Source organism: Roseibium album, assembly GCF_001404515.1.
GTDB classification, from domain to species: Bacteria; Pseudomonadota; Alphaproteobacteria; order Rhizobiales; family Stappiaceae; genus Roseibium; species Roseibium album.
The window spans coordinates 519,414-545,313 of the sequence record NZ_CXWE01000002.1 but is presented as its reverse complement, the minus strand read 5'-3'; the positions used below and the strand labels follow the sequence as shown (position 1 = coordinate 545,313).

At 57.0% G+C, this 25,900-nt stretch carries 29 protein-coding genes; 17 read left to right on the top strand and 12 right to left on the bottom strand.

Annotated elements, in window-relative coordinates; translation table 11 throughout:
* The first annotated feature begins 9 nt into the window (after positions 1-9).
* Entirely contained in the window at positions 10-1,071 is a 1,062-nt protein-coding gene (locus tag LA5095_RS07735) for a branched-chain amino acid ABC transporter permease (protein ID WP_055113635.1), read from the top strand.
* Complete coding sequence (locus LA5095_RS07730) at positions 1,068-1,862, top strand: alpha/beta fold hydrolase (protein WP_055113633.1); 795 nt, start codon at positions 1,068-1,070, stop codon at positions 1,860-1,862. Before LA5095_RS07735 ends, LA5095_RS07730 begins: the two co-directional genes overlap by 4 nt.
* Before the next feature lie 141 nt (positions 1,863-2,003).
* Here the strand turns inward: LA5095_RS07730 and LA5095_RS07725 are convergent, their stop codons facing one another.
* From LA5095_RS07725 to hemA, 10 genes are all read right to left on the bottom strand, one after another.
* The gene (locus LA5095_RS07725; protein ID WP_055113631.1) at positions 2,004-2,255 is read right to left on the bottom strand and encodes a hypothetical protein; all 252 of its coding nucleotides are present in this window, start codon (positions 2,253-2,255) and stop codon (positions 2,004-2,006) included.
* Complete coding sequence (locus LA5095_RS07720; RefSeq protein WP_055113629.1) at positions 2,252-3,019, bottom strand: hypothetical protein; 768 nt, start codon at positions 3,017-3,019, stop codon at positions 2,252-2,254. Before LA5095_RS07720 ends, LA5095_RS07725 begins: the two co-directional genes overlap by 4 nt.
* Positions 3,016-4,083: a Rieske 2Fe-2S domain-containing protein gene (locus LA5095_RS07715; RefSeq protein ID WP_055113627.1), complete on the bottom strand. Its 1,068-nt coding sequence runs from the start codon at positions 4,081-4,083 to the stop codon at positions 3,016-3,018. The genes LA5095_RS07720 and LA5095_RS07715 overlap by 4 nt, the downstream gene beginning before the upstream one ends.
* Positions 4,080-4,253, bottom strand: coding sequence for a hypothetical protein (locus LA5095_RS32905; RefSeq protein ID WP_186009619.1), 174 nt, complete (start codon positions 4,251-4,253; stop codon positions 4,080-4,082). Before LA5095_RS32905 ends, LA5095_RS07715 begins: the two co-directional genes overlap by 4 nt.
* Entirely contained in the window at positions 4,250-4,471 is a 222-nt protein-coding gene (locus LA5095_RS07710) for a hypothetical protein (RefSeq protein ID WP_055113626.1), read from the bottom strand. The genes LA5095_RS32905 and LA5095_RS07710 overlap by 4 nt, the downstream gene beginning before the upstream one ends.
* A gap of 76 nt (positions 4,472-4,547) precedes the next feature.
* Positions 4,548-6,524, bottom strand: coding sequence for a thiamine pyrophosphate-dependent enzyme (locus tag LA5095_RS07705; protein WP_055113623.1), 1,977 nt, complete (start codon positions 6,522-6,524; stop codon positions 4,548-4,550).
* Positions 6,525-6,554: 30 nt separating this feature from the next.
* Positions 6,555-8,165: a glutamate synthase-related protein gene (locus LA5095_RS07700; RefSeq protein WP_055113620.1), complete on the bottom strand. Its 1,611-nt coding sequence runs from the start codon at positions 8,163-8,165 to the stop codon at positions 6,555-6,557.
* A gap of 69 nt (positions 8,166-8,234) precedes the next feature.
* Positions 8,235-9,488, bottom strand: a complete 1,254-nt coding sequence (locus LA5095_RS07695; protein ID WP_055114276.1) for a cation:proton antiporter — start codon at positions 9,486-9,488, stop codon at positions 8,235-8,237.
* A 143-nt stretch (positions 9,489-9,631) separates the two neighbouring features.
* Positions 9,632-10,387: a DUF1194 domain-containing protein gene (locus tag LA5095_RS07690; protein ID WP_055113618.1), complete on the bottom strand. Its 756-nt coding sequence runs from the start codon at positions 10,385-10,387 to the stop codon at positions 9,632-9,634.
* Between the two features lie 194 nt (positions 10,388-10,581).
* Positions 10,582-11,799, bottom strand: coding sequence for a 5-aminolevulinate synthase (gene hemA, locus LA5095_RS07685; protein ID WP_055113615.1), 1,218 nt, complete (start codon positions 11,797-11,799; stop codon positions 10,582-10,584).
* A 359-nt stretch (positions 11,800-12,158) separates the two neighbouring features.
* Here hemA and LA5095_RS07680 point away from each other — a divergent pair, with 359 nt between their 5' ends.
* From LA5095_RS07680 to LA5095_RS07650, 7 genes are all read left to right on the top strand, one after another.
* A complete protein-coding gene (locus LA5095_RS07680) occupies positions 12,159-12,785 on the top strand; it encodes a TetR/AcrR family transcriptional regulator (RefSeq protein ID WP_055113613.1) in 627 nt (208 codons plus the stop codon).
* Positions 12,782-13,567 carry an enoyl-CoA hydratase/isomerase family protein gene (locus LA5095_RS07675; protein WP_055113611.1) on the top strand — a complete coding sequence of 262 codons (786 nt, stop codon included), beginning with the start codon at positions 12,782-12,784 and terminating at the stop codon, positions 13,565-13,567. Before LA5095_RS07680 ends, LA5095_RS07675 begins: the two co-directional genes overlap by 4 nt.
* Positions 13,568-13,608: 41 nt before the next feature.
* Entirely contained in the window at positions 13,609-15,156 is a 1,548-nt protein-coding gene (locus LA5095_RS07670) for an AMP-binding protein (RefSeq protein ID WP_055113609.1), read from the top strand.
* Positions 15,153-15,539, top strand: a complete 387-nt coding sequence (locus LA5095_RS07665) for a MaoC family dehydratase (RefSeq protein WP_055113607.1) — start codon at positions 15,153-15,155, stop codon at positions 15,537-15,539. The genes LA5095_RS07670 and LA5095_RS07665 overlap by 4 nt, the downstream gene beginning before the upstream one ends.
* Positions 15,536-15,907: a hotdog family protein gene (locus tag LA5095_RS07660; protein ID WP_055113605.1), complete on the top strand. Its 372-nt coding sequence runs from the start codon at positions 15,536-15,538 to the stop codon at positions 15,905-15,907. The genes LA5095_RS07665 and LA5095_RS07660 overlap by 4 nt, the downstream gene beginning before the upstream one ends.
* An 84-nt stretch (positions 15,908-15,991) precedes the next feature.
* Positions 15,992-16,339, top strand: a complete 348-nt coding sequence (locus tag LA5095_RS07655) for an ArsR/SmtB family transcription factor (RefSeq protein WP_055113603.1) — start codon at positions 15,992-15,994, stop codon at positions 16,337-16,339.
* Positions 16,332-16,757 carry an SRPBCC family protein gene (locus LA5095_RS07650; RefSeq protein ID WP_055114274.1) on the top strand — a complete coding sequence of 142 codons (426 nt, stop codon included), beginning with the start codon at positions 16,332-16,334 and terminating at the stop codon, positions 16,755-16,757. Before LA5095_RS07655 ends, LA5095_RS07650 begins: the two co-directional genes overlap by 8 nt.
* Positions 16,758-16,986: 229 nt before the next feature.
* On the opposite strand, the gene LA5095_RS07645 is transcribed toward LA5095_RS07650, so the two are convergent.
* Positions 16,987-17,376 (bottom strand): DUF427 domain-containing protein, encoded by a 390-nt coding sequence (locus tag LA5095_RS07645; protein WP_144435918.1) that lies wholly within the window; start codon positions 17,374-17,376, stop codon positions 16,987-16,989.
* Positions 17,377-17,581: 205 nt separating this feature from the next.
* Here LA5095_RS07645 and LA5095_RS07640 point away from each other — a divergent pair, with 205 nt between their 5' ends.
* From LA5095_RS07640 to LA5095_RS07625, 4 genes are all read left to right on the top strand, one after another.
* Complete coding sequence (locus tag LA5095_RS07640) at positions 17,582-18,838, top strand: glycerate kinase type-2 family protein (RefSeq protein WP_055113600.1); 1,257 nt, start codon at positions 17,582-17,584, stop codon at positions 18,836-18,838.
* Between the two features lie 60 nt (positions 18,839-18,898).
* A complete protein-coding gene (locus LA5095_RS07635) occupies positions 18,899-20,080 on the top strand; it encodes a GAK system CofD-like protein (RefSeq protein WP_055113598.1) in 1,182 nt (393 codons plus the stop codon).
* A 265-nt stretch (positions 20,081-20,345) separates the two neighbouring features.
* The gene (locus LA5095_RS07630) at positions 20,346-20,960 is read left to right on the top strand and encodes a VPLPA-CTERM sorting domain-containing protein (RefSeq protein WP_055113596.1); all 615 of its coding nucleotides are present in this window, start codon (positions 20,346-20,348) and stop codon (positions 20,958-20,960) included.
* Between the two features lie 154 nt (positions 20,961-21,114).
* Positions 21,115-21,486: a VOC family protein gene (locus LA5095_RS07625; protein WP_055114272.1), complete on the top strand. Its 372-nt coding sequence runs from the start codon at positions 21,115-21,117 to the stop codon at positions 21,484-21,486.
* Between the two features lie 75 nt (positions 21,487-21,561).
* Here LA5095_RS07625 and LA5095_RS32335 read toward each other — a convergent pair whose 3' ends face one another.
* Complete coding sequence (locus LA5095_RS32335; RefSeq protein ID WP_145902520.1) at positions 21,562-21,912, bottom strand: hypothetical protein; 351 nt, start codon at positions 21,910-21,912, stop codon at positions 21,562-21,564.
* 255 nt (positions 21,913-22,167) lie between these two features.
* Here LA5095_RS32335 and LA5095_RS07615 point away from each other — a divergent pair, with 255 nt between their 5' ends.
* From LA5095_RS07615 to LA5095_RS07600, 4 genes are all read left to right on the top strand, one after another.
* Positions 22,168-22,497, top strand: a complete 330-nt coding sequence (locus LA5095_RS07615) for a hypothetical protein (RefSeq protein ID WP_144435920.1) — start codon at positions 22,168-22,170, stop codon at positions 22,495-22,497.
* A 20-nt stretch (positions 22,498-22,517) separates the two neighbouring features.
* A complete protein-coding gene (gene rbsD / locus LA5095_RS07610; protein WP_055114270.1) occupies positions 22,518-22,928 on the top strand; it encodes a D-ribose pyranase in 411 nt (136 codons plus the stop codon).
* Between the two features lie 417 nt (positions 22,929-23,345).
* Entirely contained in the window at positions 23,346-24,452 is a 1,107-nt protein-coding gene (locus tag LA5095_RS07605) for a LacI family DNA-binding transcriptional regulator (RefSeq protein ID WP_055113591.1), read from the top strand.
* A 1-nt stretch (position 24,453) separates the two neighbouring features.
* A complete protein-coding gene (locus tag LA5095_RS07600) occupies positions 24,454-25,803 on the top strand; it encodes an ABC transporter substrate-binding protein (RefSeq protein ID WP_029064740.1) in 1,350 nt (449 codons plus the stop codon).
* Positions 25,804-25,900: the final 97 nt, after the last annotated feature.

The following is a 25,900-nucleotide window of genomic DNA, read 5'->3' as shown; positions in this document are numbered from 1 at the left end:
GGAAAAGCCATGCTCACCAGACTTCTTTCCGGGGACACGCCACGCAGTGGCCTTTTGACCGTTCTCCTGCTGATCGTTCTGATCTCCCTTGCCTTCGCACCCTTCCTCTTTCCGGGAACCAAGTCGCTTGAGACTGCCGCCCGGATCTGCATCTTCATCGTGCTGGTGGCAAGCTACGATCTACTGCTCGGCTATTCAGGCATCGTCTCCTTCGCCCACACAATGTTCTTCGGTATCGGTGCATATGGCACCGCGCTTGCGCTCAACACGTCCGGTCCGAGCTACGGCTCCCTCATCTGGGGGACACTTGCAGGTGCCCTGGTCGCGGCACTTTTCGCGCTTGCGATCGGGTTGTTCTCGCTGCGCGTCAAGGCGATATTCTTTGCGATGGTCACACTGGCGGTCGCGAGCGCATTTGCAGTTTTCGTCTCGCAGATGTCCTGGCTGACGGGCGGCGAGGATGGCCTCAACTACAAGATCCCGCGCGAACTGACACCAGCCTTCAAGCTCGTAAAGGAAAAGGTTCTCGGTGTCAGGATCAACGGCAAGCTCGTGGCTTACTATCTCGTTTTTTTCGCGTCTGCCGTCTTGTTCCTGATTATGCTCAGGGTCGTCAATTCACCTTTCGGGCGCACGCTGAAGGCGGTTCGCGATAATGCCTTCAGGGCGGAAGCTATCGGCTATCGTGTTGTCTGGTACCGGACGACCGCAACAGTGCTTTCCGCCGTGATGGCAGCACTGGCAGGGTCACTGCTTGCCATCTGGCTGCGCTATACTGGCCCGGCGACGACGCTATCGATGGAAATCATGATCGACATATTGCTGATGGTCGTGATTGGCGGTATGGGCACGCTTTACGGAGCCGTCCTCGGAGCAACACTGTTCATCCTGGCGCAGACCTATTTGCAGAACCTGATGGGGGTTGCCGCCGAGGCGACAAGCGCGGTCCCGCTGGTATCCACGCTGGTCGCACCGGAGCGGTGGCTGCTCTGGCTGGGTGTCCTTTTTATTCTCTCTGTGTATTTCTTTCCGAGCGGGATCGTCGGAAGATTGCGTGCGGGGCGTGCGTGAGCGAAGTCGGGCTTCATATTCGGGACAAGGGGAACGGTCGGCCGCTGGTCCTCATTCATGGCTGGTCCTGTCCCGGTCAGTTTTTTCAAGGCCAGATCGATTGTCTTCACTCAGAAGCGCGCTGCCTCGTACCCGATTTGCCGGGGCACGGAAAAACAGGCAACCGCCTTCCATTGACGATTGAAGCGGCAGCCGAGGCTCTCCACGCGGAACTGGTGACACGGGAGATCTTCGATGCCGTGGTTTGTGGCTGGTCGATGGGAGCGCTCGTCGCTTATGCGATGATCGAGCGTTTCGGAGCAGATCGCCTGTCTTCTCTCGTCGCGATCGACATGACGCCGAAAGTCCTGAACACAGCGGACTGGCAGAACGGGACGCTCAACGGTCTGACGGCCGATCTCAACCAGGTCTTCCTCAATGCAATCGTCGCGGACTGGCCCAAGCTGCCCGGACGGATCGCTGGTCGATTATTTGCTGACGGGCTCACGTCGAAACCGGATTCAAGGGAATTGGCGCGTAACGAAATTGCAAAGGCCGACCCGGTTCTGCTTCGTCCGATGTGGGCGTCGCTGACCGCGCAGGACTTCAGGCAGCTGCTCGGAGAATTTCCGGTGCCTTTTCACCTTGCTGCCGGGTGCAGAAGCCAGCTCTACGGACCCGGTGTCCATCAATGGCATGAAGAGAATGTGCCCGACTTTCACCTTCATCTTTTCGAGCGATCGGGCCATGCACCTCATATGGAAGAGCCAGACAGGTTCAATGAGTTGTTGCTGAAGCTGATTTCAGACTAGTGCTGCAAGGCAACAAAGGCCTGTACCATCCGATGGAACTTGCTTTTTTTTGTCCTGTAGCTTGCCCGGACCTCCAGTCAAACCTCGGCAACCGCGAACGCGTGCCAAGCGGTTCGGCGACGAACTTGTCCCGCGAGAGGCCTAGTGTTCGCCGCTGATTTTCGACTTCACGAAATTGATGATCCGATCGAGAACCGTCAGGGCAAGAAACACAGCGAGTAACCCGACAAAGAACCTCAAATCGGTCAAAAGCGTCCCTTTGGTATAGTCCGACTGGCGGACGCCGATATTGGCATAAATCCAGACATAATAGGCAACAGCAACAAGTGCTCCCGTCAGGACCAGGGAAATCAATATGGTTTGCCAGGCCGGCGCAGGCGTCGGTTCACTCATCTCAATATCCTCGCCTTTGCCAGATCGACCTTGAAGACCATCAGATCGTCAAGCCGCTCGACATCACCTTCCAACTCGACAAAAAGTGCGAGCAACGGCTTGATTTCGTCGCCGAGGAGATTGCCGTCCTTGTCCGCCATCAGGAAGAAATTGCGGTTTTCGACAGGCCCTGACGACACAAAGACCGGCGGAATGCCGCCAGTCAGGCAGAGATCGGCACAGGCCTTGTGGGCAAGGCCCTGACCTGGACGCATGGCACCGGCATAGCATTTGCCGTCGCAGATCTCTCCTGTCAGTTTCCAGCGCCCGAGTTGAACCGGTTCGGAGGGAGTGAAATCCGCGCCTTCGCCTTCAGCAGCCTCGATACGCCGGACATTAACCTGAATCATGGTGAGATCACCACGCTTGACCGGAATTCCACGCAGGAGCACAGCGTTGTCGTGGTGCTGTTCCGCCTGTTTGAAGACACCGCGTTTTCCTTGCCCGGAGAGCATGTAGGTTCGGGCGGGGTTGTCTGCATCTGCTGCAACGCGCAGGACGGGGTAGGGGCGGAGCTCCATGATCCCGATATTTTCAAACCGGTTGCCCCACTGGAAGCCGCCGTCTCCAGGATCATTCTGTGTGGAGGAAAGTGCCAGGGCGGCGATACCGAGACCACCGGCAAAGCAGACCGAAAAAACCAGCAGAAAGGTTACGAGCTGCTTTGGAACCGCGTTCAGATAACCGACAAAAAACGGGGCGTCCTTGGTTTGTTTCCAGCTCATGCCGCTTCTCCAATAACAACCGGGTCGACATGCGTGCCGGGTGGCAACGCGTTGGGATCGAGCAGGATGGTCGAGCCGATCAGTTTCAGCCGGTAGGTCGAAATCTTTTCGGTAAAGGGCGCGGGAGCGCGGCCGTCCGTCAGATTGTACTGGTAACCGTGCCAGGGACAGGTAATGCAGCCCCACAACACCTTGCCTTCGCCCAGGGGGCCGTTCTGGTGGGCACAGGCGTTGGTGATCGCCGACAGCTTGCCGTCATATTTGAATATGGCAACCCGTTCATCGTCCGCCAGGGTCACGACCTTGGCGCAATCGACGTCGATTTCGTCAATCTCTCCCGCAACCAGCCAGCCTTTTTCCTGAAGAGAGGCTTTTGCGGTCTCGTCGCCGCGGTCCCGCCTTGCCTCCATGCGTCCGGTTGCGAAATGGAGTGCGGACACCAGTACAACGCTTGCGGCAACGACACTGGTGAAAATCGGGTCGCCGGTTCCCTGAAGCGCACCGAGTGCGACGTGAAGCACGACAAAGGTGTAGGCGGCATAGATGAACATATGCAGCGCCTTCCAGATCGGCGCGCCCAGGAAACTCAGCCAGAAATCATGGCTTGTTGCCGCCAGGACGAACAGGATCAGGAGGGCCGCGATACCGAGCGTTTCAAACGGAAATCCGAGGATCTGTCCGTAACTTGTGTTCGAAGAGAGCAACGCCACATACTGGTCGGTCGGCGAGAACGCATAGTACCAGCCAAGCACGTAGTTGGCGTGAACCGCTGCGATGCCGGCCGTCATCACGCCGAAGTGCCGGCGGTTGTAGAGCAGCGGCAGGAACCGTCTGTCGAGGCGTGCCAGCGGGCCGATGCACAAGATGACAGTCAACATCAGGAAGGCGCAGCTGCCGAAGGCGCGCATACGCAGGATCGCGCCGTCAAGAGGCTTGGTCACATCCTCAAATCCGGGCGCAACACGAATGTAGATGTACAGATAAAGTGCGACCGCAATCAGCAGAACGGCATCGTAAAGGATCTTGTTCCGGTTCCAGATGACCGGTGTGTATTGCACACTCATTGAGTGGTCTCCGTACCGCTATTGCCACCCGTGGGCGCTTCAATCAGGACAGCCGGCCTGTCGGCAGGCGGAGACTGACGCAGGGCGAGAACAGTGAAAAAGGCCAGCGGAAGCAACACCACGAGAACGGTCCAGATGCGGGCATGCGCTGTGCGGTGCGCGCGTTTCATCGCCGGTCCTCGCCATGTTTTTCAAGAACGAACCAGCGATACAGCACCAGCGGCCATATCAGGCAGATGCCCGGTATCAACAGTGGACGGAAGGCGTAGGAACCATGCGCAGAAGGCTCCACACGGTCGATGCCGATAACAAGGAACAACGCGGCAACGACACCGCCGGCCATCAGGTAGTAGCGGCCCAGATCAATGAGAAACTCTGCAGTTTGCAATATGCGTTCTCCCTCAGTTGTCGTCTTGTCACTGCTGCCTGACTGTGCCGCGGTGACAAGACTATCTCCTATTTCCTCACACTAAATCCGCGTCTGTTACTATTTCCACAAGGGACGGGCCGTCATGGGTAATTGCAGTCCTGATTGCGTCGTTCAACTCAGCTGAATCCGTGACCCGATGGCCGTGACCGCCGCAAAGACGTGCAAAGGCGGCAAAGGAGGGGTTGGTGAGGTTGGTTTCCCAGACAGGCCATTCACCCGACCTTTGTTCCTTGGAGATTTTTCCGAGCTCTGAATTGTTGAGAAGAATATGCGTTATGTTCATGCCGTATTTGACTGCGGTCGTAAACTCCATCGCGTATTGACCGAATCCGCCGTCGCCCGAGATCGAGATCACCTTTCGACCCTTGTATTCCGCGAAATCCCGGGTCGCGCACCAGGCTCCGAGCGCGGCCGGCAAGCTGAAACCGATCGAGCCCAGGTAACCAGACATCAGGATGCGCTGGCCGCGCGGTTCGAAATACCTGCCGAAGGAATAGGTGTTGTTGCCGACGTCGACCGGGATGATGGCATCGTCCGGGCAGAGCTCGGTCAAGGCCTTGAAAACGGCAGCGGAATGTATGCCGTGTCCGCTGTCTTCGGATAGTCTCGTTTCCTTTTCTTCCCGCCAGATCGCCCATCTCTCGACGAGTTCGGTCACCTGATCGACGGCATCGCCAGCCTTGTCCACCCTGGTTGCTATTTCATCGCAGAATGTGCCGATTTCCCCCCAGACCGGCAATGTTACCGGATGGAACTTGCCGAGCTGCATGCGCTCGAAATCCACCTGGATAATGGGCTTGTAGGGTGCGATCCCGGTGTGATTTGCAAAGGACGATCCGAGCGAGATGATCAGATCAGCTTCGTTCATGAACCAGCTTGCGATGGGAGTCCCGGAGCGCCCGAGCACTCCGGCGGCAAGCGGATGCGTGTCCGGAATGAGACCCTTGCCCTTGAAAGTGGTCATGACCGGCGCGCCGATTTTTTCCGCCAGTGCGATCACTTTCTCACGGACATCCTTGGCGCCGTAACCGAGAACGATCGTTGGCCTCTTTGCGCCGTTTATCAATTCGGCGGCCTTGGCGAGATCGCCTGCGGAAGGCGAAACTTCAGTTCCACCCATGCGCCCTTCCGGATGCCCCGCTTCCTTTTGGCTCGGGTTCGTCTGGACATCGTCAGGAAAGATCAGGTTGGCAACATCGCGCTCAACGATGGCCGTCTTGAGCGCCAGCGACATGAGTTCCGCGTGGTTGGATGTGCTCAGCACCGGCTGGGAAAAGCGGGAGACGGCTTCGAAGGCAGATTTCAGATCGATATCCTGAAATGCTCCGGGGCCGAAGACCTGGGTCTGAACCTGACCTGTGAGCGCCAGAACAGGCGCCCGGTCGACCTTTGCGTCCCAAAGACCCGTCATGAGATTTGTTGCCCCGGGGCCGGCGATGGTCAGGCAGGCCGCAGGCTTGCCGGTCAGCTTGCCGTAGGCAGACGCTGCAAAGGCAGCGGCACCTTCGTGACGGATGCCGACATAGTCCAGATTGCCCTTGTTGACCTGCAACCGGATCGCATCCGCCAGACCGAGATTGGAGTGACCGACCATGCCGAAGACGCGTTTTACACCCCAGTTGACCATTGTCTCGGCCATGACGTCCGTTACCGTGCGCTCGTGCTCCGGTTCGGCCTCGAGGCCGACGAAGATTTCACCGTCCTCGATCTTGAGCGGATAGAGGTCCTGGCCACTGTCTTCGTGGCCGCCTGGTGGTTTACCGGTCAGCGGGTCGAAATCCCAACCGTGCCAGGGACAGCGGATCCAGCACTTGCCGTCGCTTCCCTTTTCTATCGACCCTTCTCCGAGGGGACCTCGCTGGTGTGGACAATGATTGTCCATGGCCGCCCACTGCCCGTCGAAATGAGACAGGCAGATCGAGGTAGTGCGTGCGGTGACGGTTCTCACACGGCCTTCCGGCAATTCGTCGATGTGTCCGACCTTGATCCAGTCAAGCGGTTCAACAGTCATGATTTTCTCCCTCAAAACGTCCCGGTTAGGTCAGGAAATGCCGCCATAGGCAACGCCGGACAAGTCCGACATTTCGCGCTTCCAGGTTGTCAGATCATCCGGACAGAACTCGTTCAGATGCGAATAGCCGCAGGCCCTGGCCATCACCTGCATCAATTCAACCGAGGCTTCGAAGAAGTTGGTAAGCTGGCGTGCCGATTTTTCGATCTGCAGACGGCTGACCAGATGTGGTTTCTGGGTGGCGATACCCACCGGGCAGTTGTTGGTGTGACAGGCACGCATGGCGATGCAGCCGATGGCCTGCATGGCCGAATTGGAAATGGCAACTGCGTCTGCTCCCAGTGCAAGAGCCTTTACAAAGTCAGCCGGCTTTCGCAGGCCTCCGGTTATCACCAGGCTGATGTCATTTCGACCGAGTTTGTCGAGGTGACGCCGGGCGCGGGCAAGTGCCGGGATAGTGGGGACGGAGATGTTGTCCCTGAAGATGATCGGTGCTGCGCCCGTGCCACCGCCGCGCCCATCCAGAATAATGTAGTCGACGCCGACCTCCAGTGCCGCATCGATATCCTTTTCGATATGCTGGGCGGATAGCTTGTAGCCGATTGGAATACCTCCGGTTCGGGTGCGCACTTCATCAGCGAATTCCCTGATCTGCGCATTTTCCGTCCAGTCCGGAAAACGTGGCGGCGAGATCGCGTCTGTACCTTCCTTCAATCCACGTACCTCGGCGATCTTGCCCTTGACCTTTGCGCCCGGCAGATGACCGCCGGTTCCCGTCTTGGCGCCCTGACCCCCCTTGAAGTGGAATGCCTGAACATTGTCGAGCTTGGCCCAGTCAAAACCAAAGCGCGCGGACGCCAGCTCGTAGAAGTAACGGGAATTGGCTTCCTGTTCTTCAGGCAGCATGCCGCCTTCACCTGAACAGATGCCGGTCCCCGCAAGTTCCGCTCCACGGGCGAGCGCGACCTTGGCAGGCTCGGACAGGGCGCCGTAGCTCATGTCCGATACAAAAAGAGGGATCTTCAGACGAAGGGGCTTTTGCGCGTTCGGTCCGATCACGACATCGGTGCCGACCGGGTCCTCGTCCAGGAGGGGAAAACGCTGCAGCTGGGCCGTCAGGATCTGAATGTCGTCCCAGTCGGGCAACTGGTTGCGTGGCACACCCATGGCGTCAACCCGGCCGTGATGGCCGGTCTTGGTCAGTCCATCCCGCGCGTATTGCTGGATCAGGCCGTTATACGGTTCTTCTTCTGTGCCATGACTGGTATCGGCATAAAGGCCGAGGTACTGATCGCGCTGGAACGGCTGCGGGTTCTGTTGTGCCCAGGCGGCAATCTCGTCTTCGTCGACAAGAACTTCATCGCCTTCAACCCAGCTCTGGAACTTTGGAAGCGCTTCGGAATTGTTGTATTCCGAGACCCCGCTGTCGACCTTGTAGTCCCAATAGTGAACGCCGCAGATCAGATTGTCTCCCTGCACATAGCCATCGGACATCAGCGCGCCGCGGTGCAGACACCGGCCATAGAAGACGGAGATCTCGTCGTCGAACCGGACAATCACGAGATCAACATCGGCGACCAGTGCATATTGCGGATCCCGGTCCGGCAATTCGCTCAAGGTGGCAACAACTTGTTTTTTCATTTCTTCCCCCGGCTATCGGCTTCGGACATGTCCTGAAACCCTGGCTGAATCATTATAGGTGCGATGGGTCTAGGCTGGATCGGCAGGGTCCTCCGGTCGCATGGGCGGGACTGCTGCCATTTCAGCTGCGCCCTCCTGATCCGACATGCGGGCCCCGTACCATCTTGCGAAAGGAACTGCCGTGACACCGTGCAGAACGGCACTGATCCAGACAGCGTTCACGGCGAGGTTCAATAAATATTCGCCGATCTCGTGATCTATCTGGTCGACGATCAGGAGTGCGAAGAGGGCAGTCGCAAGGCCCCGTGGCCCGAACCAGCCGAAAAAGAGTTTCGTGAGCGGTGCGGCATCGGTTCCGGACAACGATATCCAGACGGCAAGCGGGCGCACCACGAAAAGACTGATCAGAATGATAGCCAGACTGGACGCGTCGAGATGCGCGAGGGCTTCCGGCAACACTGCAAGTCCGATCAGGAAAAATGCGCCCCAGGACAGCATCTGCCCTTCGCTTTCGGTGAATTCATAGATGAAGGCGCATTGACCCTTGATGACATTGCCGAAACACAGACCGGCGATGAAGGCTGAAATGAAGCCGTTGCCGTCTACCATTCCGGCAGAAAGATAGGCCGCGCCCGCCATCGCAATAGCGCCTATGCCTTCGATAGTCGCAGATGTCATCTTGCGGCGTTTTGCAGCGAGGAAAAGTATGCCGCCGATTGTCCCCATGACCCCACCGACGAGTGGTCCAAAGACAAGTTGCTTGGCTCCGAACAGCAGCCAGTTTGTTGCATCCTGATGCATCACTTCCGCAGTCAGGCTGGCGAAGAGCAGGATTACCGGCAGCGCAAGGCCGTCATTCAGTCCGCTTTCGAGCGTAAGCGCGCGCCGCACCCGCTCCGGCACGGCCTCGTTGGTGACGACCGCCTGTCCCAGAGCCGCATCCGTCGGTGCGAGCAGCGCTGCCGCGAGTGCCGCGACAATCAGTGGATAAGTCGTCATGAAGGGCGCTGCTGCGGCCGTTCCGAGAAGGACGGCCAGTGGCAGGCCGATCAGCAGCATTCTGAAAGGCCACTGATGACGCTTCCTGAGTGCTTTCAGGTTGATCTGGGCGGCATCCAGGAACAGCAGAATGATCAGGGCAAGTTCAGCGACGATATGGAGGAGATGCTCTGCCTCCGCAAGCGGCATCATTCCGGTCATCGCCATCAGATAACCAAAACCTATGAACAGGATTGGTGCCGTCAGAATTCCGTTGTTCAGTTTTTTTGCCAGCAGCGTGTAGCAGACCGTAAACATCGCCAGCATCAATAGACCGGTGGCCATTACGTTCTTTCTCCCGAAGCCCACGGCACCATAAGTGCGGGCCACCTCACGCACTTTCAAATCATAAGCAGATGACACTCCCGTGTGGCAATTGTGAATTTACCGGAGAAGGAAAATGTGATCGCCGCGATCGATTGGTGTTGTCACCGAATCAATGCCCTTTTGTGCTGCATTCCGGTCAGTTGCAGCAGGATGCGCTCGGCATCTTGTGGCCGGGTCGCGATTTCGAGGATCAGTTTCTTGCGCACGGCGTCAGCGAAGGTTTCGGCGCTGTCCGCCGTCACGACGAATGCTGCAGGTCCACCGATTATCTCGTCGTAAAATCTCTGTTCCAGATCGTAGGACACAGGCCGGCCGGAACAATGCCGGCACAGGACAGCGAGGCCGTTGATAACAATGCCGGCGGAAACGACAATGTCCCTGGCTCCGCGGATCGGCGGTCCATTCCAGTTATTGGCGCTGTCCGCGGACAAATCGATAACCCGCCGCAAGCCCTGATAGGAATTGGTGTCGATGAGTTCCTTGCCCTTCAGCAGGGCTGCTCCAATGGCATTGCGTCCGTAGGCCTGGCGTGGCGCCTCCATCAGCTTGGCGGCGAATGCCTGCGCGGATGCCGGGCCATCGATCACCGTCCAGTCGACGACGACATCCTGCGAAAGCTGGTCGGCCCATTCGACATAGGTGACGACAATTTTGCCGTAAGCGTTGCTGGCGATTGCGTTGAGAACTGACGGATCCGTGATCGCCTCGGCATATCCGGCGCGCTGAAACCGGATTTCGGCCTCGTCAATCGATCCGGTGGCATCGGCAAGCAGAACGAGTTCGAGGTCGAGTTCTTCGGATATTGCCGGATTTACCAAGAGCAGGAACAAGGCGACGAAGGCAATTGCGATTCTCATAATACCGCTCCCCACAGTGCAGACACCTGGAGGTAGCTAGGGCAGGTGAAGGAAAAGGAAAAAGAATTGAGTCGGCTGGGCGCAGGAATTGACACTGATATAGCCGCAACCTCTCTTTCAGACCGTGCCGAAAAAAGAAACCCGCCCGTTAAGGGCGGGGTGAGGTTGAACCTTCCGGGAGGAGAAGGAGAATGTCAGGCCACTGCGCGCGCCAGTGCGCACTGCGACCACAGATCATTGATCGAATCGGCAAGATGCTCGATATCCGCAGCCGTGTGTAGCGGTGTCGGCGTGAAGCGCAGCCGTTCCGTGCCGACCGGGACGGTCGGATAGTTGATCGGCTGAACGTAGATGCCGTAGGTCTCCAGCAGGATGTCGGAGATCCATTTGCACTTCTTGGCGTCGCCTACCATCACAGGGACGATGTGGCTCGGGTTTTCCATATGCGGAATGCCGCGCTTGTCGAGTGCCGCGCGAACCTGAGCGACCCGGTCCTTGTGTGCCTTGCGCTCGAACGGGCTGTTCTTCAGATGCTTGATGGATTCGGTCGCACCTGCTGCAAGAGCCGGCGGAAGCGCCGTGGTGAAGATGAAGCCGGAGGCGAAGGAGCGGACGAAATCAACAACAGTCTTGCTGCCGGTGATGTAGCCTCCCATGACGCCAAAAGCCTTGCCAAGCGTGCCTTCAATAACGGTCAACCTGTCCATCAGGCCTTCGCGTTCGGCGACACCGCCACCGCGCGGACCGTACATGCCGACTGCATGAACCTCGTCGAGATAGGTCAGGGCACCGAACTTGTCGGCGACGTCGCAGATTTCCCTGATCGGAGCGATATCGCCGTCCATGGAATAGACGCTTTCGAAAGCGACCATCTTCGGAGCGGCCGGATCGTCCGCTGCCATCAGTCGCTCGAGATCTTCATAGTCGTTGTGCTTGAAGACCCGCTTTTCGCATCGGGAATGGCGGATGCCTTCGATCATGGACGCGTGGTTCAGGCTGTCCGAGTAGACGATCATGCCCGGAACCTGGGACGCGAGCGTTCCAAGAGCAGCCCAGTTTGAAACGTAGCCGGATGTGAAGATCAGTGCAGCTTCCTTGGCGTGGAGGTCTGCAAGTTCACGCTCAAGAAGCACGTGATAGTGGTTGGTGCCTGAAATGTTGCGCGTACCACCGGCGCCTGCACCGCATTTGGTGATGACATCCTGCATCGCACCGACGACTTTGTCGTGCTGACCCATGCCGAGGTAATCGTTGGAACACCAGACAGTCACGTCCTGTACGGATCCGTCTTCGCGGTAACGGGATGCGCGCGGGAAGTCACCTGCGTGTCGTTCGAGATCGGCAAACACCCGGTAGTTGCCATTGTCATGAAGTTTGCTCAGGCGTTCTTCGAGATACGCATTCACATCCATGATACCGGTCCTCATATTCGCCGGCTTCTCGTGGCCGGCGCCTCTCCTGGTAACCCGCCTGAGATCGCGTCACAGCGGTTTCGTGCTTCAGGTCCCGTTTCCTCTGAAGTCAGACTAGCAGGTACCTTTAAACTATTCAAAACTGCATAATCAGACTAATTGCCTTGATCAAGGTCAATTCCTGTTGATGCGTCCAAACGTCATAGAGTCGTTGATCGAGAGCCGCAGGTTCGATCAGCAATTGCGGTCGAATGTCCAGCTTTCCTGAAATCAATGTTTTCAATCACTTGAAGAAGGCTATTGCTTTCGCAAACCAAACATGAATACTGATTCATGTTTCATGAATTTGGAGGGCAGACGTGAACAAGCCGATCGGAAAAACAGACGCGTCGCAAAAGACTCCGGTCAACCAGCCGAAAACCGCACGGGGCGAGGCGACCAGAAACGCGATTCTCGGTGCCGCCGAACGTGTCATTGGCGCCAAGGGCTACAGCGATGCCTCCATCGGTCACATTACCAGTGAGGCCGGGGTCGCCCAAGGTACTTTCTACATCTACTTCAAAACCAAGGAAGAGGTCTTTTCCGAACTGGTTCTGGAGATGGGCCGGCTTGTCCGCCACACAATTTCCGAGGCAACACAGGGCATCGAGAACAGGCTGGAAGCGGAAAAGGCCGGTTTGCGAGCATTTCTGGAATTCGTAAAGGCTCATCCCGACCTCTACCGGATCGTTCAGGAAGCCTTGTTCGTAGACCCCGATGCCTACCGCGAGTATTACGGTGCATTTGCCGACGGGTATCGAACGGGCCTGACGGAAGCCGAAGCCGCCGGTCAGATTTCAATCGGTGACCCGGATACACGCGCCTGGGCGCTCATGGGGATCGCAAGAGCACTTGGTGAACAGCTGGTGGTCTTTAACTCCGAAACACCAATTTCCGAACTGGTTGCCAGCGCCTACGACCTGATTGAAAACGGGATCAAGCCGTGAATGACAGGCCACGACTTGTCGAGACCGAAGAAAGAGCCGGCGCCCTTTGGGTCTGGCTGAACAGGCCAGAACGCCACAACGCGCTGGTCCCCGACTTGTTGTTCGATCTTCAGGACGCAATTGCTGAGGCAGCGTCGTGTGCACCTGTCCCCCTTGTGATTTCAGGGCGCGGGGCGAGCTTTTCGACCGGGGGCGATATTGCCGCATTCCTCCGGCATTCCGGTTCGAAGCAGGAGTTGCTTGACTATTCTGAATTCCTGGTAGGTGCGCTGCATTCGGTCATTCTTGACCTTCTGAGTTTCCCGGCGCCCGTCCTGGCGGCGGTGAACGGTCCTGTGACGGGCGGATCAACCGGATTGCTTCTGGCGGCCGATATGAACGCAATGTCCGAAACAGCGTTCCTGCAACCCTATTATTCGGAGGTCGGCTTCGGACCGGATGGTGGCTGGACCGCCCTCTTGCCGAACCTTGTCGGAGCGTCGAAGGCCCTGGAGATCCAGTATCTTAACAAGCGGGTTTTCGCCAATGAGGCATTGGCTCTGGGTCTGACGTCCTGCGTGTGCCCGTCGTCCCAACTCGATCAAGCGATCAAAGGTTGGGTTGGCGCAATCGGGCGTGGTTACCTGCAGACCCATCAGGCAACCCGACGACATATCTGGAACGTATCCCGTCTTGATGAAGTTCGTGATCGGCTGGATCAGGAAAAGGCGAGCTTTCTCGATCTGATCGCCAGGCCGGAGACAATCGCCGGGATGGAGAAATTTGCCGGGAAACGCGGGTGAAACGCCCGGAAAATCAATGAACACCGGTGTTGGGAGCACACATGGAGTTTTTGACCGACATGGCCGCAAAACGGGCAGAGCTGACGCCTGGTGCCATTGCCTTCGTGGATCATGAGAGTGGGCGTGCCTTCACATTCTGCGAAATCAACAGCCGGGCCAGCCGGCTCGGCAATCTGTTGCTGGCAAAGGGGTTGCAAAAGGGTGACCGTGTTGGTGTGCTCTGTCTCAATCATCCGGATTTTTTTGTGCTTTTGTTTGCCGCTCAAAAGACCGGGGTTCTGCTGGTTCCTCTCAACTGGCGCCAGCCAGTCGCGGAGATTGAGCCAGTCCTTTCCGCCGCCGGCATAAAGCTCCTGTTTGCCGATGAGCACTTCGCGGAGAATGCACGGGAGTTAAGCGACAAATGCGGTATCGCGTTGCTGCCGATTGGCGCCGCAAGCAATGGTGAAAGCGCACTCGACGTCTTGCTGACCGGCTCAAGTGCCGCGGCGATCGGTTGCGGCAAGATTCGATCGGACGCGCCGTGGTACCTGCTCTTCACTTCGGGGACGACGGGTGTGCCCAAGGCTGTCGTCCAGACCGCCGGCATGGCCTATGCCAACATGATCAACTACTGCCAGGCAACGGGCTTGAGCATTGGCGAAAAGGGCATCAATTTCCTGCCGCTGTTCCACACGGCAGGCATCAACCTGCCGACATTGCCGATCTTTCTGAACGGAGGGTGTTCAATCATCCTGCGCAAGTTCGAGCCGGACATCGTACTTGATCTGATCAATGCCGGCAGCGTTTCAAGTTTCTTCGGTGTTCCAGCCATCTATCAGGCCATGGCGCTGTCTTCCAAAATCGACCGAACAGATTTTTCAAAGGTTCGGTCGCTGGGATGTGGTGGCGCGCCGGTTCCCAAACACCTGCTCGCCGATTTTCAGAAACGCGGTGTCACCATATGCAATGGCATGGGCATGACTGAAACCGGGCCAACGGTGTTCCTGATGGATCCCGAACATGCTGCGAAAAAGGTAGGGTCCGTCGGAAAGCCACAGATCCTGACCGATGTGCGGCTGGCCGGTTCTGACGGCGAGATCGTCGAAGGACCCGGCGAAGGGGAAGTCCAGTTTCGTGGACCGAACATCACGCCCGGCTACCTGGACAACGAGGCGGCGACAACTGCAACATTTACGGGTGACGGCTGGCTCAAATCCGGAGACGTCGCCCGGCGTGACGAGGATGGGTACTACTACATCGTCGACCGTATCAAGGACATGTTTATCTCGGGTGGAGAGAACGTTTATCCAGCCGAGGTGGAAAAGGTTCTGGTCGGTCATCCCGCCATTCTCGAGGCAGTCGTTGTCGGCGTTCCGGACGAAAAATGGGGGGAGGTCGGGACTGCCTTCCTGATCCTGCGTCCGGGGGAACGCATTGAGATCGGAAATCTGCCCGGATGGTGCCGGAACCGCCTGGCACCCTACAAGATCCCGAAAAGTTTTGCCGTTGTCGAGGATCTGCCACGCACGGCCGCGGGCAAAGTCCAAAAGACCATGCTCAAAGATCGCATTTCAGCACAAACCCTGCCGGAGGATGCCTGCCCATGAGCCTTGCCGATGTTCTGACGCGCAACGAGTTCACATGGACGCCGCGACAGGCCGATTTCGATGCCTTTGCCAGGATTTCAGGTGACGACAACCCAATCCATGTCGACCCCGCGTTTTCGGCCCGTACCAGGTTCGGGCGAACCGTTTCGCACGGGATGCTTCTCTATGCGCGGGTGTTCGGGCACCTTGAGGCGCTTTATCCCGGACGGAAGCATGATCTGCAGACCCTCATGTTTCCAAATCCATCTTATGCCGACGAAGAACTGGTGCTTTCGTTTGCCGAGAGCCCGGATCAACCTGGCCGGATCATGATCGAGATCAGGCGCAGTGGTGACGGCGCCGTCACGCTTTCGGGCACCTGTGACCTTGGAGAGATGTCATGACCCTGGAAATCGGACAGACAGTGGAACTCGTGCGGACCTATACCGGCCAGGACATGCTGGAATTCGCAAATCTTTCAGGGGCGACAGCGCAGGCTCCGAAAACCGTGCCCGGCCCACTGATCGGCGGATTGTTTTCATATCTTCTTGGTGTCAGGTTGCCGGGACGCGGGACGAACTATCTGAAGCAAAGTCTTGAATTTCTGGCACCTGCGCCCGTCGGCAGAGAACTCACCGCTACCGTGACAGTCACGCGTCTGCGACCTGAAAAACACCTGGTCGACCTGGAAACCGTTTGCCGGACGTCGGACGGCACGCGGATCTGCCAGGGCAGGGCGCTGGTCTATGTCGAGGATGTCGGCAGGGCATAAGCGAATGAGCCCATTCCTTGAGGATGGGTAAATTCATTCAACTAATCGGTTGACTAATTTTGTCGTTTGGAGTAATTCAACTAAATGGTTGAACGAAAGCCTGATGATCAGATGCTCACCGCGATCCTGAAAGCGGTGAGTGATCCGCGCCGGCGCGAATTGCTGACCCTTCTGGTGCAGCACGGACCGACACGGGTCACGGATCTCGCCAGGCATTTCGACGTCAGCCTGAATGCCGTGTCGAAGCATATCAAGGTTCTGGAAGCTGCCGGCCTGGTGCGCCGGCGAACCGAATGGCGTGAGCATCTGATCGAACCGGACATGGGGCCGGTTCGTGAAATCGATCGCTGGTTCCAGGACCTGCGATCCATCTGGACACAACGCCTCGACGCGCTCGACAAGATACTTGAAACGGAGCCGGATGATGAATGATCTAAGTGTTGTGGTCTCGCGCAAGTTTGCGGCCCCGGCCGAACGCGTGTTCGAAGCCTGGCTGAACCCGGAAGCGCTCTCCAAATTCATGACGCCCGGACCGGGCATGACAGTGCCGAAGGCGACGGCCGACCCGACTGTGGGCGGCCGGTTCGAAATCGTCATGCAGGCGGGCGACCAGCAAATTCCGCACGCCGGAACCTACAAGGAAATCACTCGTCACAGCCGGCTTGCCTTCACCTGGGAGAGCCCGTTTTCCGAACCGGACAGTGTTGTAACACTTGATTTCGTCGAAGTGGACGGCGGGACCGAACTTACGCTGACGCATGTGAAGTTTCCGTCGGAAGAAAGCCGGAGCAATCACGAGGGCGGCTGGATGCGGATCGTGGAATGCCTTGGTCCGGTCGTGGAGGGATAGTTGGCAACGTAAGGTGTAGAGTGAAAGAAGCGAAGACGCGGCAATGGTTATTCCGGACGCTGAACGGCGGAGATCCGGGACCCGGTACGCTGCAGTCGTTGCGAGGCGCCTTTGAGACTGTTTCCACGGGGTTGCTGCTTGCGCAGGGGTGACAATCAAGGGTGACCCTCCCTTGTCAAATGCTTTTCAAGGGCTCCGGATCAGGTCCGGAGCAGCGCAGGAACAGATTTCAGTCTCCTTCAACCAGCCGGGTCTTGGCCGGCCAGAACGCGCAATGCGCCTTCAGGCGGTGAGTCATGGGGATGGGATTCCGATAGACCCAACCGACCTCTTCCCCATCAAGAGCAATGTAGCTGGCATCGCCCTTGATCGGGCAATATGTCGACTTTTCGATCGGCTCAAGCGAACCAACAAGGTCGTCTTCCGGAATATAGACGACAGGGTCATAAACCGACTTGCCGACCTCAATCACCCGGAGCGCGTTGCTACTATCTGCAAGCAACGTGTCACCGGCATAGACACGGATGCGCCGCGGCACGTCCTTGATCACCATCATATGTGCCGGGTTGTCCGGATTTCTAATTGCTTCGCTGAAGGCAGGGATCGTCGTATCCATCATGCTACCGTCCTTTGTTGCATTGGTAAGTGATGTTGCCGACCGGAAAACTCAATTGATATTCCCGAAATTGCACCGTGCGCAAATGCGCGGAATCAGTGTTTTGCTTGGCCTGAAGACGGATTTGCCTTGATCGGCCCTTGAATTTTTTTGCAAAACAGCGCTCAAGAAACCCAAACTGTCCAAAAGTTGAAGAGGTGAAGTCCTGATGAGCGAACAGCCTGCTGCCGTCCTGCGTCAATTGTTTCAGCGGGCTGTGGAAGTGGCCGATCCAATGAAAAGTCTCGCAGCCTTCCTGCCTGAAAAGCCGGACGGTCGTGTGGTTGTTGTCGGTGCCGGCAAGGCATCTGCCCGGATGGCCGAAGCGGTTGAGGACGTCTGGGGTCCCTGCGAAGGGCTTGTGATTACGCGCTATGGCTATGGGCGACCCTGCCAGGGGGTCGAGATTGTCGAAGCGGCCCATCCGGTACCGGATGAGGCCGGTCTTGTGGCAACCCGCAGAATGCTTGATCTCGTTGGCAGCCTTGAAGACAACGACTTTGTTCTGGCGCTGATTTCCGGGGGGGCGTCTGCGCTCCTCATCGCTCCTGCAGGTGAAATATCATTGTCTGAGAAGCAGGACGTGAACCAGAAACTCCTGAACTCGGGAGCTCCCATCGGCCAGATGAACACAGTCCGCAAGCATCTGAGTGCGGTCAAGGGCGGTCAGCTAGCCGCCGCCGCCAGTCCGGCACGGATGCAGGCGTTGCTCCTGTCGGATGTGCCGGGCGACGACCCGGCGGAAATCGGGTCGGGACCGACGGTTGGCGACGCCAGCCGATCTGAAGATGCCAAGGCGATCCTGGAACGTTGGAAAATTGATGTTCCCGCGTCCGTGCGTGATGTGTTGAATGGGAACACAGGTGTTCTGTCACCGCAAAGCGAAGCACTTTCCGAGGTCACCAACACGATATTTGCCGCACCATCGCAGTCGCTGGAAGCGGCAAGGGAGATGGCACAAGATGCCGGGTGCGATGTGGAAATTCTCGGCGACGCGCTGGAAGGCGAAGCACGCGATGTGGCCCGAACCCATGCCGACCTCGCCCTTGAGCGCAAGCGTCGACGCAGCGGTTCAGATCGTCCGCTGCTGCTGCTATCGGGCGGGGAGCTGACCGTGACTAGGAACGGAAATGGGGTCGGTGGTCCGAACGCGGAATATGCCCTCGCCCTGGCGCTCGCGCTTCAGGGCACCAAGGACATTCATGCAATCGCCTGCGACACGGATGGTGTCGACGGTGCGGCCGAGGTTGCAGGAGCTGTCATCGGCCCGGACACATTGGCAAAGGCCGAGGCCACCGGGGTGTCTGCGGCGGATGCTCTTGCAGACAATGACGCCCATACATTTTTTGAAAAGATAAATGATCAGGTCGTCACCGGACCGACATTGACAAATGTAAACGATTTCCGTGCCATATGGGTCGGGTAGCAACCTGGTCCACCGGCAGCGGCAGTCCGCCACGGGATGATTTCATCAGCAGGGGTTGGAATGTCCGAAGTCACCATCACCCGCGCAGTGCGCATGCCGGACCTGTTCCGCATCGAGCGGTTTCTGTCCAATCCAAAGCTGGGACCGCAGCTTCTGTTTTTCAGCGGGGGGTCGGCGCTCAACGGCGTGGCGCAAGGCTTGAAGCGCTACACGCACAACTCGGTCCACCTGGTTACGCCATTTGATTCCGGCGGCAGTTCCCAGGGTCTGCGCCTTGCCTTCGACATGCCGGCTATCGGTGATCTCAGAAGCCGCTTGATGGCCCTTGCAGACGAAACGGTTCTTGGTCATCCGGAAGTCTTCCGCCTGTTTACCCACAGGTTCGCTAAGTCCGCCAGACCTGACGACCTGAAAGCTGAACTCGACCGCATGATTGCCGGAACGCATCAGCTTGTCGAAGCAATCGAGCAGCCGATGCGCATGCTGATCCAGAACCAGCTGGGTGTCTTCCGAACCGCGTGTCCTGCGACATTCGATTTGCGCGGAGCCAGCATCGGCAATCTTATCCTGGCAGGTGGTTACCTCGGGCAGAACCAGCAACTCGAGCCGATCATATTCCTGGTTTCCAAACTGGTGGGTGTGCAGGGAACGGTACGCGCGATAACCGACGACAACCTGCATCTTGGTGCGGAACTGGCGTCGGGCGAGGTCATCATTGGCCAGCATCTTCTGACCGGCAAGGAACATCCGGCGCTGACATCGCCAATCAAGGAGTTCTTCCTGAATAGCGGGCTTAAGAGCAAGGATCCGGCAACCGCACTCTTTCCTGATCGCAACCGGTCACTTGTTCAGACGGCGGATCTGATCTGTTTTGCACCCGGAAGTTTTTACACAAGCCTTGTCGCCAATCTCCTGCCGAAGGGTGTCGGCAAGGCAGTTGCCTCACGCACTGTGCCGAAAGTCTATGTTCCAAGTCTCGGCGAGGACCCGGAAGCAAGGAACCTCAACCTCGCCGACAGGGTGCATACGCTTTTGACCTATCTTCGCCTGGACGCGGGTGCCGATTGTCCCACGCACAGGCTGCTCAATTTCGTGATTGTCGATAGCAGTGTTCCGGACGCTGAAACCGCAGAAATCAGCGCATGCGGGATTACAGTGCTTAAGCTCGATCTGATCACAATAAAGACCGCGCCGTATTATGATGCGGTTCCTTTATGTGAGGCGCTGGTGTCGTTGGCGTGAAATGGAGCGGCTGCCGGTATGAGACTTCGCGGCAGGGCGCTCGTAGTTGCCCGTTTTTAACTCGCGCTTTCGACCAATGGCAAAATGCGATGTGCATCGGCTGATTTCACAGTTATGACACAGCCAAGGGTGTGTTTTCTAAATGTAGCCAATCCATGTTTTTCGCTGAACTTTCTTTCTAAGTGTTAGTATATGTTTGATTTTTTGATGTTGAACCTCAATAAAAGCAATGCTACCCAGGGTTTAAGAAATTTGGGGGTGTGCGATGAAGTTTTTGATGCGAATGGTTGTCGTTCTGGCAAGTTTTTTTCCGATTGCGCAGGGTGCAAACGCGATAACTATGACCGCGGATGTCAACAACCTGCTAACAGTTAAGTTTTCTGTTCCGGTGTTGACTTCTGCATACAATGGAATCGGTTTCAGTCTGGGAGCCACAATATCCAGGCCCGGTTTCGACGGTTTGTCATCTTTGTATGTTGGAAAGGACTTGATCGGGGTTCACAATGCCCCAAACGGTATCTATTCAAGATTTGTTGGATCTGACAATATTTATGCGCACCAGCCTCGCTTTGCGGCGGTTATCGATTTCGCACGCATTGCGAAAGGTACGACTTCTGGCGTCTATACCTATCAGATAACTTCTGCCTCTACGCTCGGTGCGTTTTTGAATTTTAAAGCCTCCGAGTTCGAGGTGACGGCGGCTGTGCAAAGCAATTATTATTATCCGGGCTACAGTCCCAGATACATGAAGCTTGTCGTTGACGAGATTACGGTATCCACGGTACCGGTATCGACCGTCCCATTGCCCGCATCGCTTCCGCTTCTCGCCGGTGGCGTTATGCTGATGGGCATAGTCAGGCGGCGAACGCGACAGAACTGAAGCCTCGAGTTCTGACATTGTCAAACGGCCCCTCTCGGGGCCGTTCTTCGTTTTGGAAGCCGCAGTAACTTGCGAAAATTCGTTGGCACCCAGTCATGCCCGACTTATGATCCTTCGATGCGGGGCACCAGCGCAAGACAGAAGGCATGCGGATATGGCTCATGGCAGCAAAATCGACGGCATCGGCGGGGTTTTCTTCAAGAGCACGGACCCTGACAAGCAAGCTGCGTTTTACAAGAAACACTTCGACATCAGTCTGGGTAGCTGGCTGCACCAGAATGCAGGTCCTTCTGTTGTCGCGGCGTTCAAATCCGAGACGTCCTATTTCGGACCGGCCGAAAACCGGTTCATGATCAATCTGCGGGTCACGGATATCGACGCGTTGATGGCAAGCCTGAAGGCAGACGGGGTCACCGAACTCGGCTATGACGATGAGGAATACGGCAGGTTTTTTCGTTTTCTCGATCCGGAAGGCAATGCGATCGAACTCTGGCAGCCACCGGAAGGAGACTTGCCGGAGGAGTAGCGGCCAGGACCTGAGAGGTGCGATGCAAGGTGGCTTCAGGTACTCGTCAATGCAGCTGAGGTCGGTACAGTTCCACTATTTTTTGTCGAGTGTTTTTTCAGGATATCCCGTGCCGGAAAAGGAATGCTGAATCACGCCCGGAGCGGGCTCACTCGAGGACATTGACCTGGGAAATGGAAGGCGACGATCAAGCAGTAAATTGCCAACCAGAAACCGGAGCAGTTCCACCAGGTGCACCATGTCGGACACAGCGTCGTCGGTTGCAAATAAGGCTCTCTTGACTGACGCGTCACCGGACTCATCTTCCTGTAATTCAACGCGAAAAATGCCTTGGCCTGTCCAGCCCCTATGGAAATGCAATTCGTGATCTTCGAAATAAATGAACCACTTTTCTTCCATTGCCTCAGGGATCAGGCCACGTTTCAACCTTGTGTACTCTTCAGCGGAAAAGTTGTCAGAGTACGGTATCTCGATCGCCCGCCCGAATGGTTTTATGTCCCAGCTCTTGGACGTGGCGGGATAGCTTCTTCTAGGGTCGGGCGGCATGTCCTTTAACCGTTTGCTGTGTTCCTTGATGAACGCCTGGACCTCATTTTCCCACTCGGCGTCCGTCTGATTCCGTCTTCGCAAAAGTGAACTGGATTTCTTTTCGCTCTTTCGCAGTCCGGTTCTTTCAGCAGTTTGCTCAAGCAGCCGGGTTACGATTCTTTGTACAAAACTGGTCAGAAGTTTAATCTCTCGCCAATTCGCCTGATGCCAGATTCAAACAAAACTTTGGGTTGTTTAATGAGGGTGGGCAAGCCGGCAATTCGATGCGGTAGAAATCTTGGAAAGGCTTTCCGTGGCGATATTTTTGCCGACACCCAAGACCTTGAAACGGTCGATGATCCGACTGCCGAAGATGAGCGAATACGGAGCGGTTGTCGTGGCGACACGATCGGGTTGGCGGTTGTTCAGGAAAGGGTTAGGCTGGCCGATGAAAAACTTTTCCGGCGCGCTCCGGAAGACTGAAAAAGCTTGAAGTGAATGCCATGAAACGCACGCCTCTCCTCAATCGTCACCTCAGCAAGCTCGTGGCCTCGCTCGGGCACATGGACGAGATCGTGATCGCGGATGCAGGGCTTCCTGTGCCGCCCAATGTCAGAGTGATCGACCTGGCAGTCTCGCCCGGAATCCCAAGCTTTTTCGATGTGTTCGATGCGCTGTCCAGGGAACTGATCGTCGAAAAGGCGATTTTTGCCGAAGAAGCGGGGCCGGAGCTGGTTACAAGGATCGAGGTGAAGTTGGCGCACTGGGAGGCGGAAACCGGCAAGCCGATTGAGCAGGTCCGTGTATTGCATGATGACTTCAAGGCACGCAGCCAGCAGGCTCGGGCTGTCGTGCGCACGGGCGAAGTCACACCCTATGCCAACATCATACTGGTTTCTTCCGTTCCCTTTTGAGCCTCGTATGGACCGGAAGACGGCAAGGTCGGTTTCTTTTCTCATTGCCGCTTGGGATGACTGTGTGAAGATTGAGAGCAGGAAACAGGTCCCAGCCTGGTGCAGCCACGCAAACAGTGTGCCGCAATGAGGAATGGTCAGCCTGAATACGACTGACCGAACCGGTGTCGTCGCTGGTTGGCTTCAGATTGCCTCAAGGAACCATCCATAACCCCTGTTTTCCGAAACAAGTTTCAACAAGGTTTTGCTTTGTCGCCAGCACGTTGCCGCAATGCGAAAAATCTTTTCTTTCGTCACAAAACCGATTTTGTTGACTTACAAAACCGGTTTTGTGACACTTATTTTCAATAAATGCCGTTTCGGATCTCATTCCGCATGCGGTCGAAATCGGGCACCAAATGCCCATAGGGAGGAAATATGTCGCGTCTTCGCGGTTCCGTCACGATTGACGATGTGGCTCGCCATGTCGGCGTTGCCAAGGGAACCGTTTCGCGCGTCCTCAACAACTACACGGACATTTCGGAAAATACCCGCAAGCGAATCCTGAAGGCCGTGCAAGAGCTGGGTTACCAGCCGTCAGCGACGGCAAGAAACCTCAAGCGTGGGCGGCAGGATACGCTTGGCATCGTGATCCCTGTCGGGCATGGCAATGGCGCGGATCCGTTCCTGGCCGAATTCATTGATGGAATCGCGCGAGCTCTTGATGAACTTGGCCTGGATCTGCTGGTGACAACGGCACATTCGCGCGAACACCTGATCACGACGTTGAAACGGCTTATCGCGCGGCGGAAAGTGGACGGATTTATCGTCACAAGAACGGAAGTCGACGACCCGCGTATTGCCTACCTCATGGAACAGAAATTCCCGTTTGTCGCGCATGGACGAACCGGCGATCCGTCCAGCTACGCATGGTTCGATATCGACAACGAGACAACCTTCGCTGATGGCGTCCGGCATCTCTACAGTCTTGGCCATGAGCGAATAGGGTTTTTGGGTGGATCGCTTGACCTGAATTTTGCCCGCCAACGCCGCGACGGCTACAGGCAAGGACTGGAAGCTCTCGGACTGGCACACGACCAGGATCTCGAAACACTCCAGGCGATCAGCGAAAAAGGCGGCTTCAAGGGTGCGGAGACGCTACTTTCACTGGATGCACCGCCAACGGCACTCCTGTGCGCGACCGATGCGCTTGCCATAGGTGCCGTGCAGTTCTGCCGAAAACTCGGCCTTCAGGCAGGATCTGACGTAACCGTCATCGGATATGACGGATTGCCCGTGGGGGAGTATCTCGACCCGCCGCTGACCACGTTTTCACAGAGCGCACAGGAAGCAGGCGGCCGGGTTGCCCGCATGCTTATCGACGTGCTCGACGGCAAATCACCTCAAAGTCTGCAGGCTCTTGCCAAGGCGAAACTAATCCGGCGCGCCTCTGACGGCGCACCGTCCATGACCTCGGAAGCGCTGGCACTTGCGCTCCGGAACCGGCTGAACCAACAGCCACTTTCTGGCAGTAAGGGAGAATGAAATGTTTGGGAGGAGTAAATTCCTGGCCTCGACCATCGCCGGCGTGCTTGCGCTCGGGTTGACTGCGGCCGAAGCAGACACACTGCGCTTCTGGACGACGGAGGAACAACCCGAGCGTCTGGCCAAGCAGGAAGAACTGGCGGCAGCCTTCAAGGACAAGACAGGCATTGAAGTCGACGTCATTCCGGTGTCTGAATCCGATCTTGGCACCCGTGCCACGGCTGCGTTTGCGGCTGGCGACCTGCCGGATGTGATCTATCACACCCTGCAATATGCTTTGCCCTGGGCGGAAGCCGGTATCCTGGATACGGAAGCGGCAACCGAAGTGGTTGAAGCGCTCGGGACCGACACTTTCGCTCCCGGTGCCGTAGCAATGGCGGCAGTGGAAGGCGGGATCGCCTCGGTTCCGGTCGACGGCTGGACCCAGATGGTGGTCTATCGGAAAGACCTTTTTGAAGAGAATGGCCTGGCCGCTCCGGACAGCTACGAGAACATTCTGGCCGCTGTGGAGAAACTGCACAATCCACCGGAAATGTTCGCCTTCGTTGCCGCGACCAAGATCGACGAGAACTTCATGAGCCAGGTGCTCGAGCATGTTCTTCTCGCCAACGGCGTGACGCCTGTTGACGGGAACGGCTTCAAGGCGCTGGATGAAAAGAAAACCATCGAAGCGCTGGATTTCTACAAGGCAATTGCCAAGGCTTCTCCTCCGGGCGATCTTTTCTGGAAGCAGTCGCGGGAACTTTACTTTGCCGGCAAAGCCGCAATGATCATCTGGTCCCCTTTCATTCTGGATGAACTCGCCGGTCTGCGTGACAGCGCGCCACCGACCATCACCGACGATCCGACTTCGAAGGAACTGGCGTCGAAGACCGGTGTCGTAACCACGCTGAGCGGACCGTCCAATCCCGATGGCGCAGCCTGGGGCGACGTCCGCTATTTCGGCATCACCAATGACGCGGATACGGAAGCGGCGATGCAGTTTATCGAATTCTCGATGGATGACGGCTACATGTCGACGTTGTCGATCGCGCCTGAAGGCAAGTTCCCGATCCGTCGCGGCAATGCGGACAATGCAACGGCATTTATCGACGGCTGGTCAAAGCTCCCGGTCGGCGTCGATCGCAAGGCACCGTTGACCGAACTCTATGATCCGGAGACCATCAAGACGATTGTTGCCGGTCTGGACACGGCCAGCCGATGGGGTGTCACAGAAGGCCAGCTTTCGCTCGCCTCCAAGATCATCAACAGCCAGGTGATCAACCGGCTCGTGCGCGAGTACATCGATGATGAGCGGGATGCGGCTGCAACCGTTGCCAAGCTCAACGAAGAGCTGGCCAAGATCCAGTAACGCCTGGAAACGTGCTGATCCGCCCGCGAGCGGGCGGATCGCTCCCATCTTCAAATCTTTCGGATCGGGCATGGAGTTTGCCCGCGCCCGATCCCGA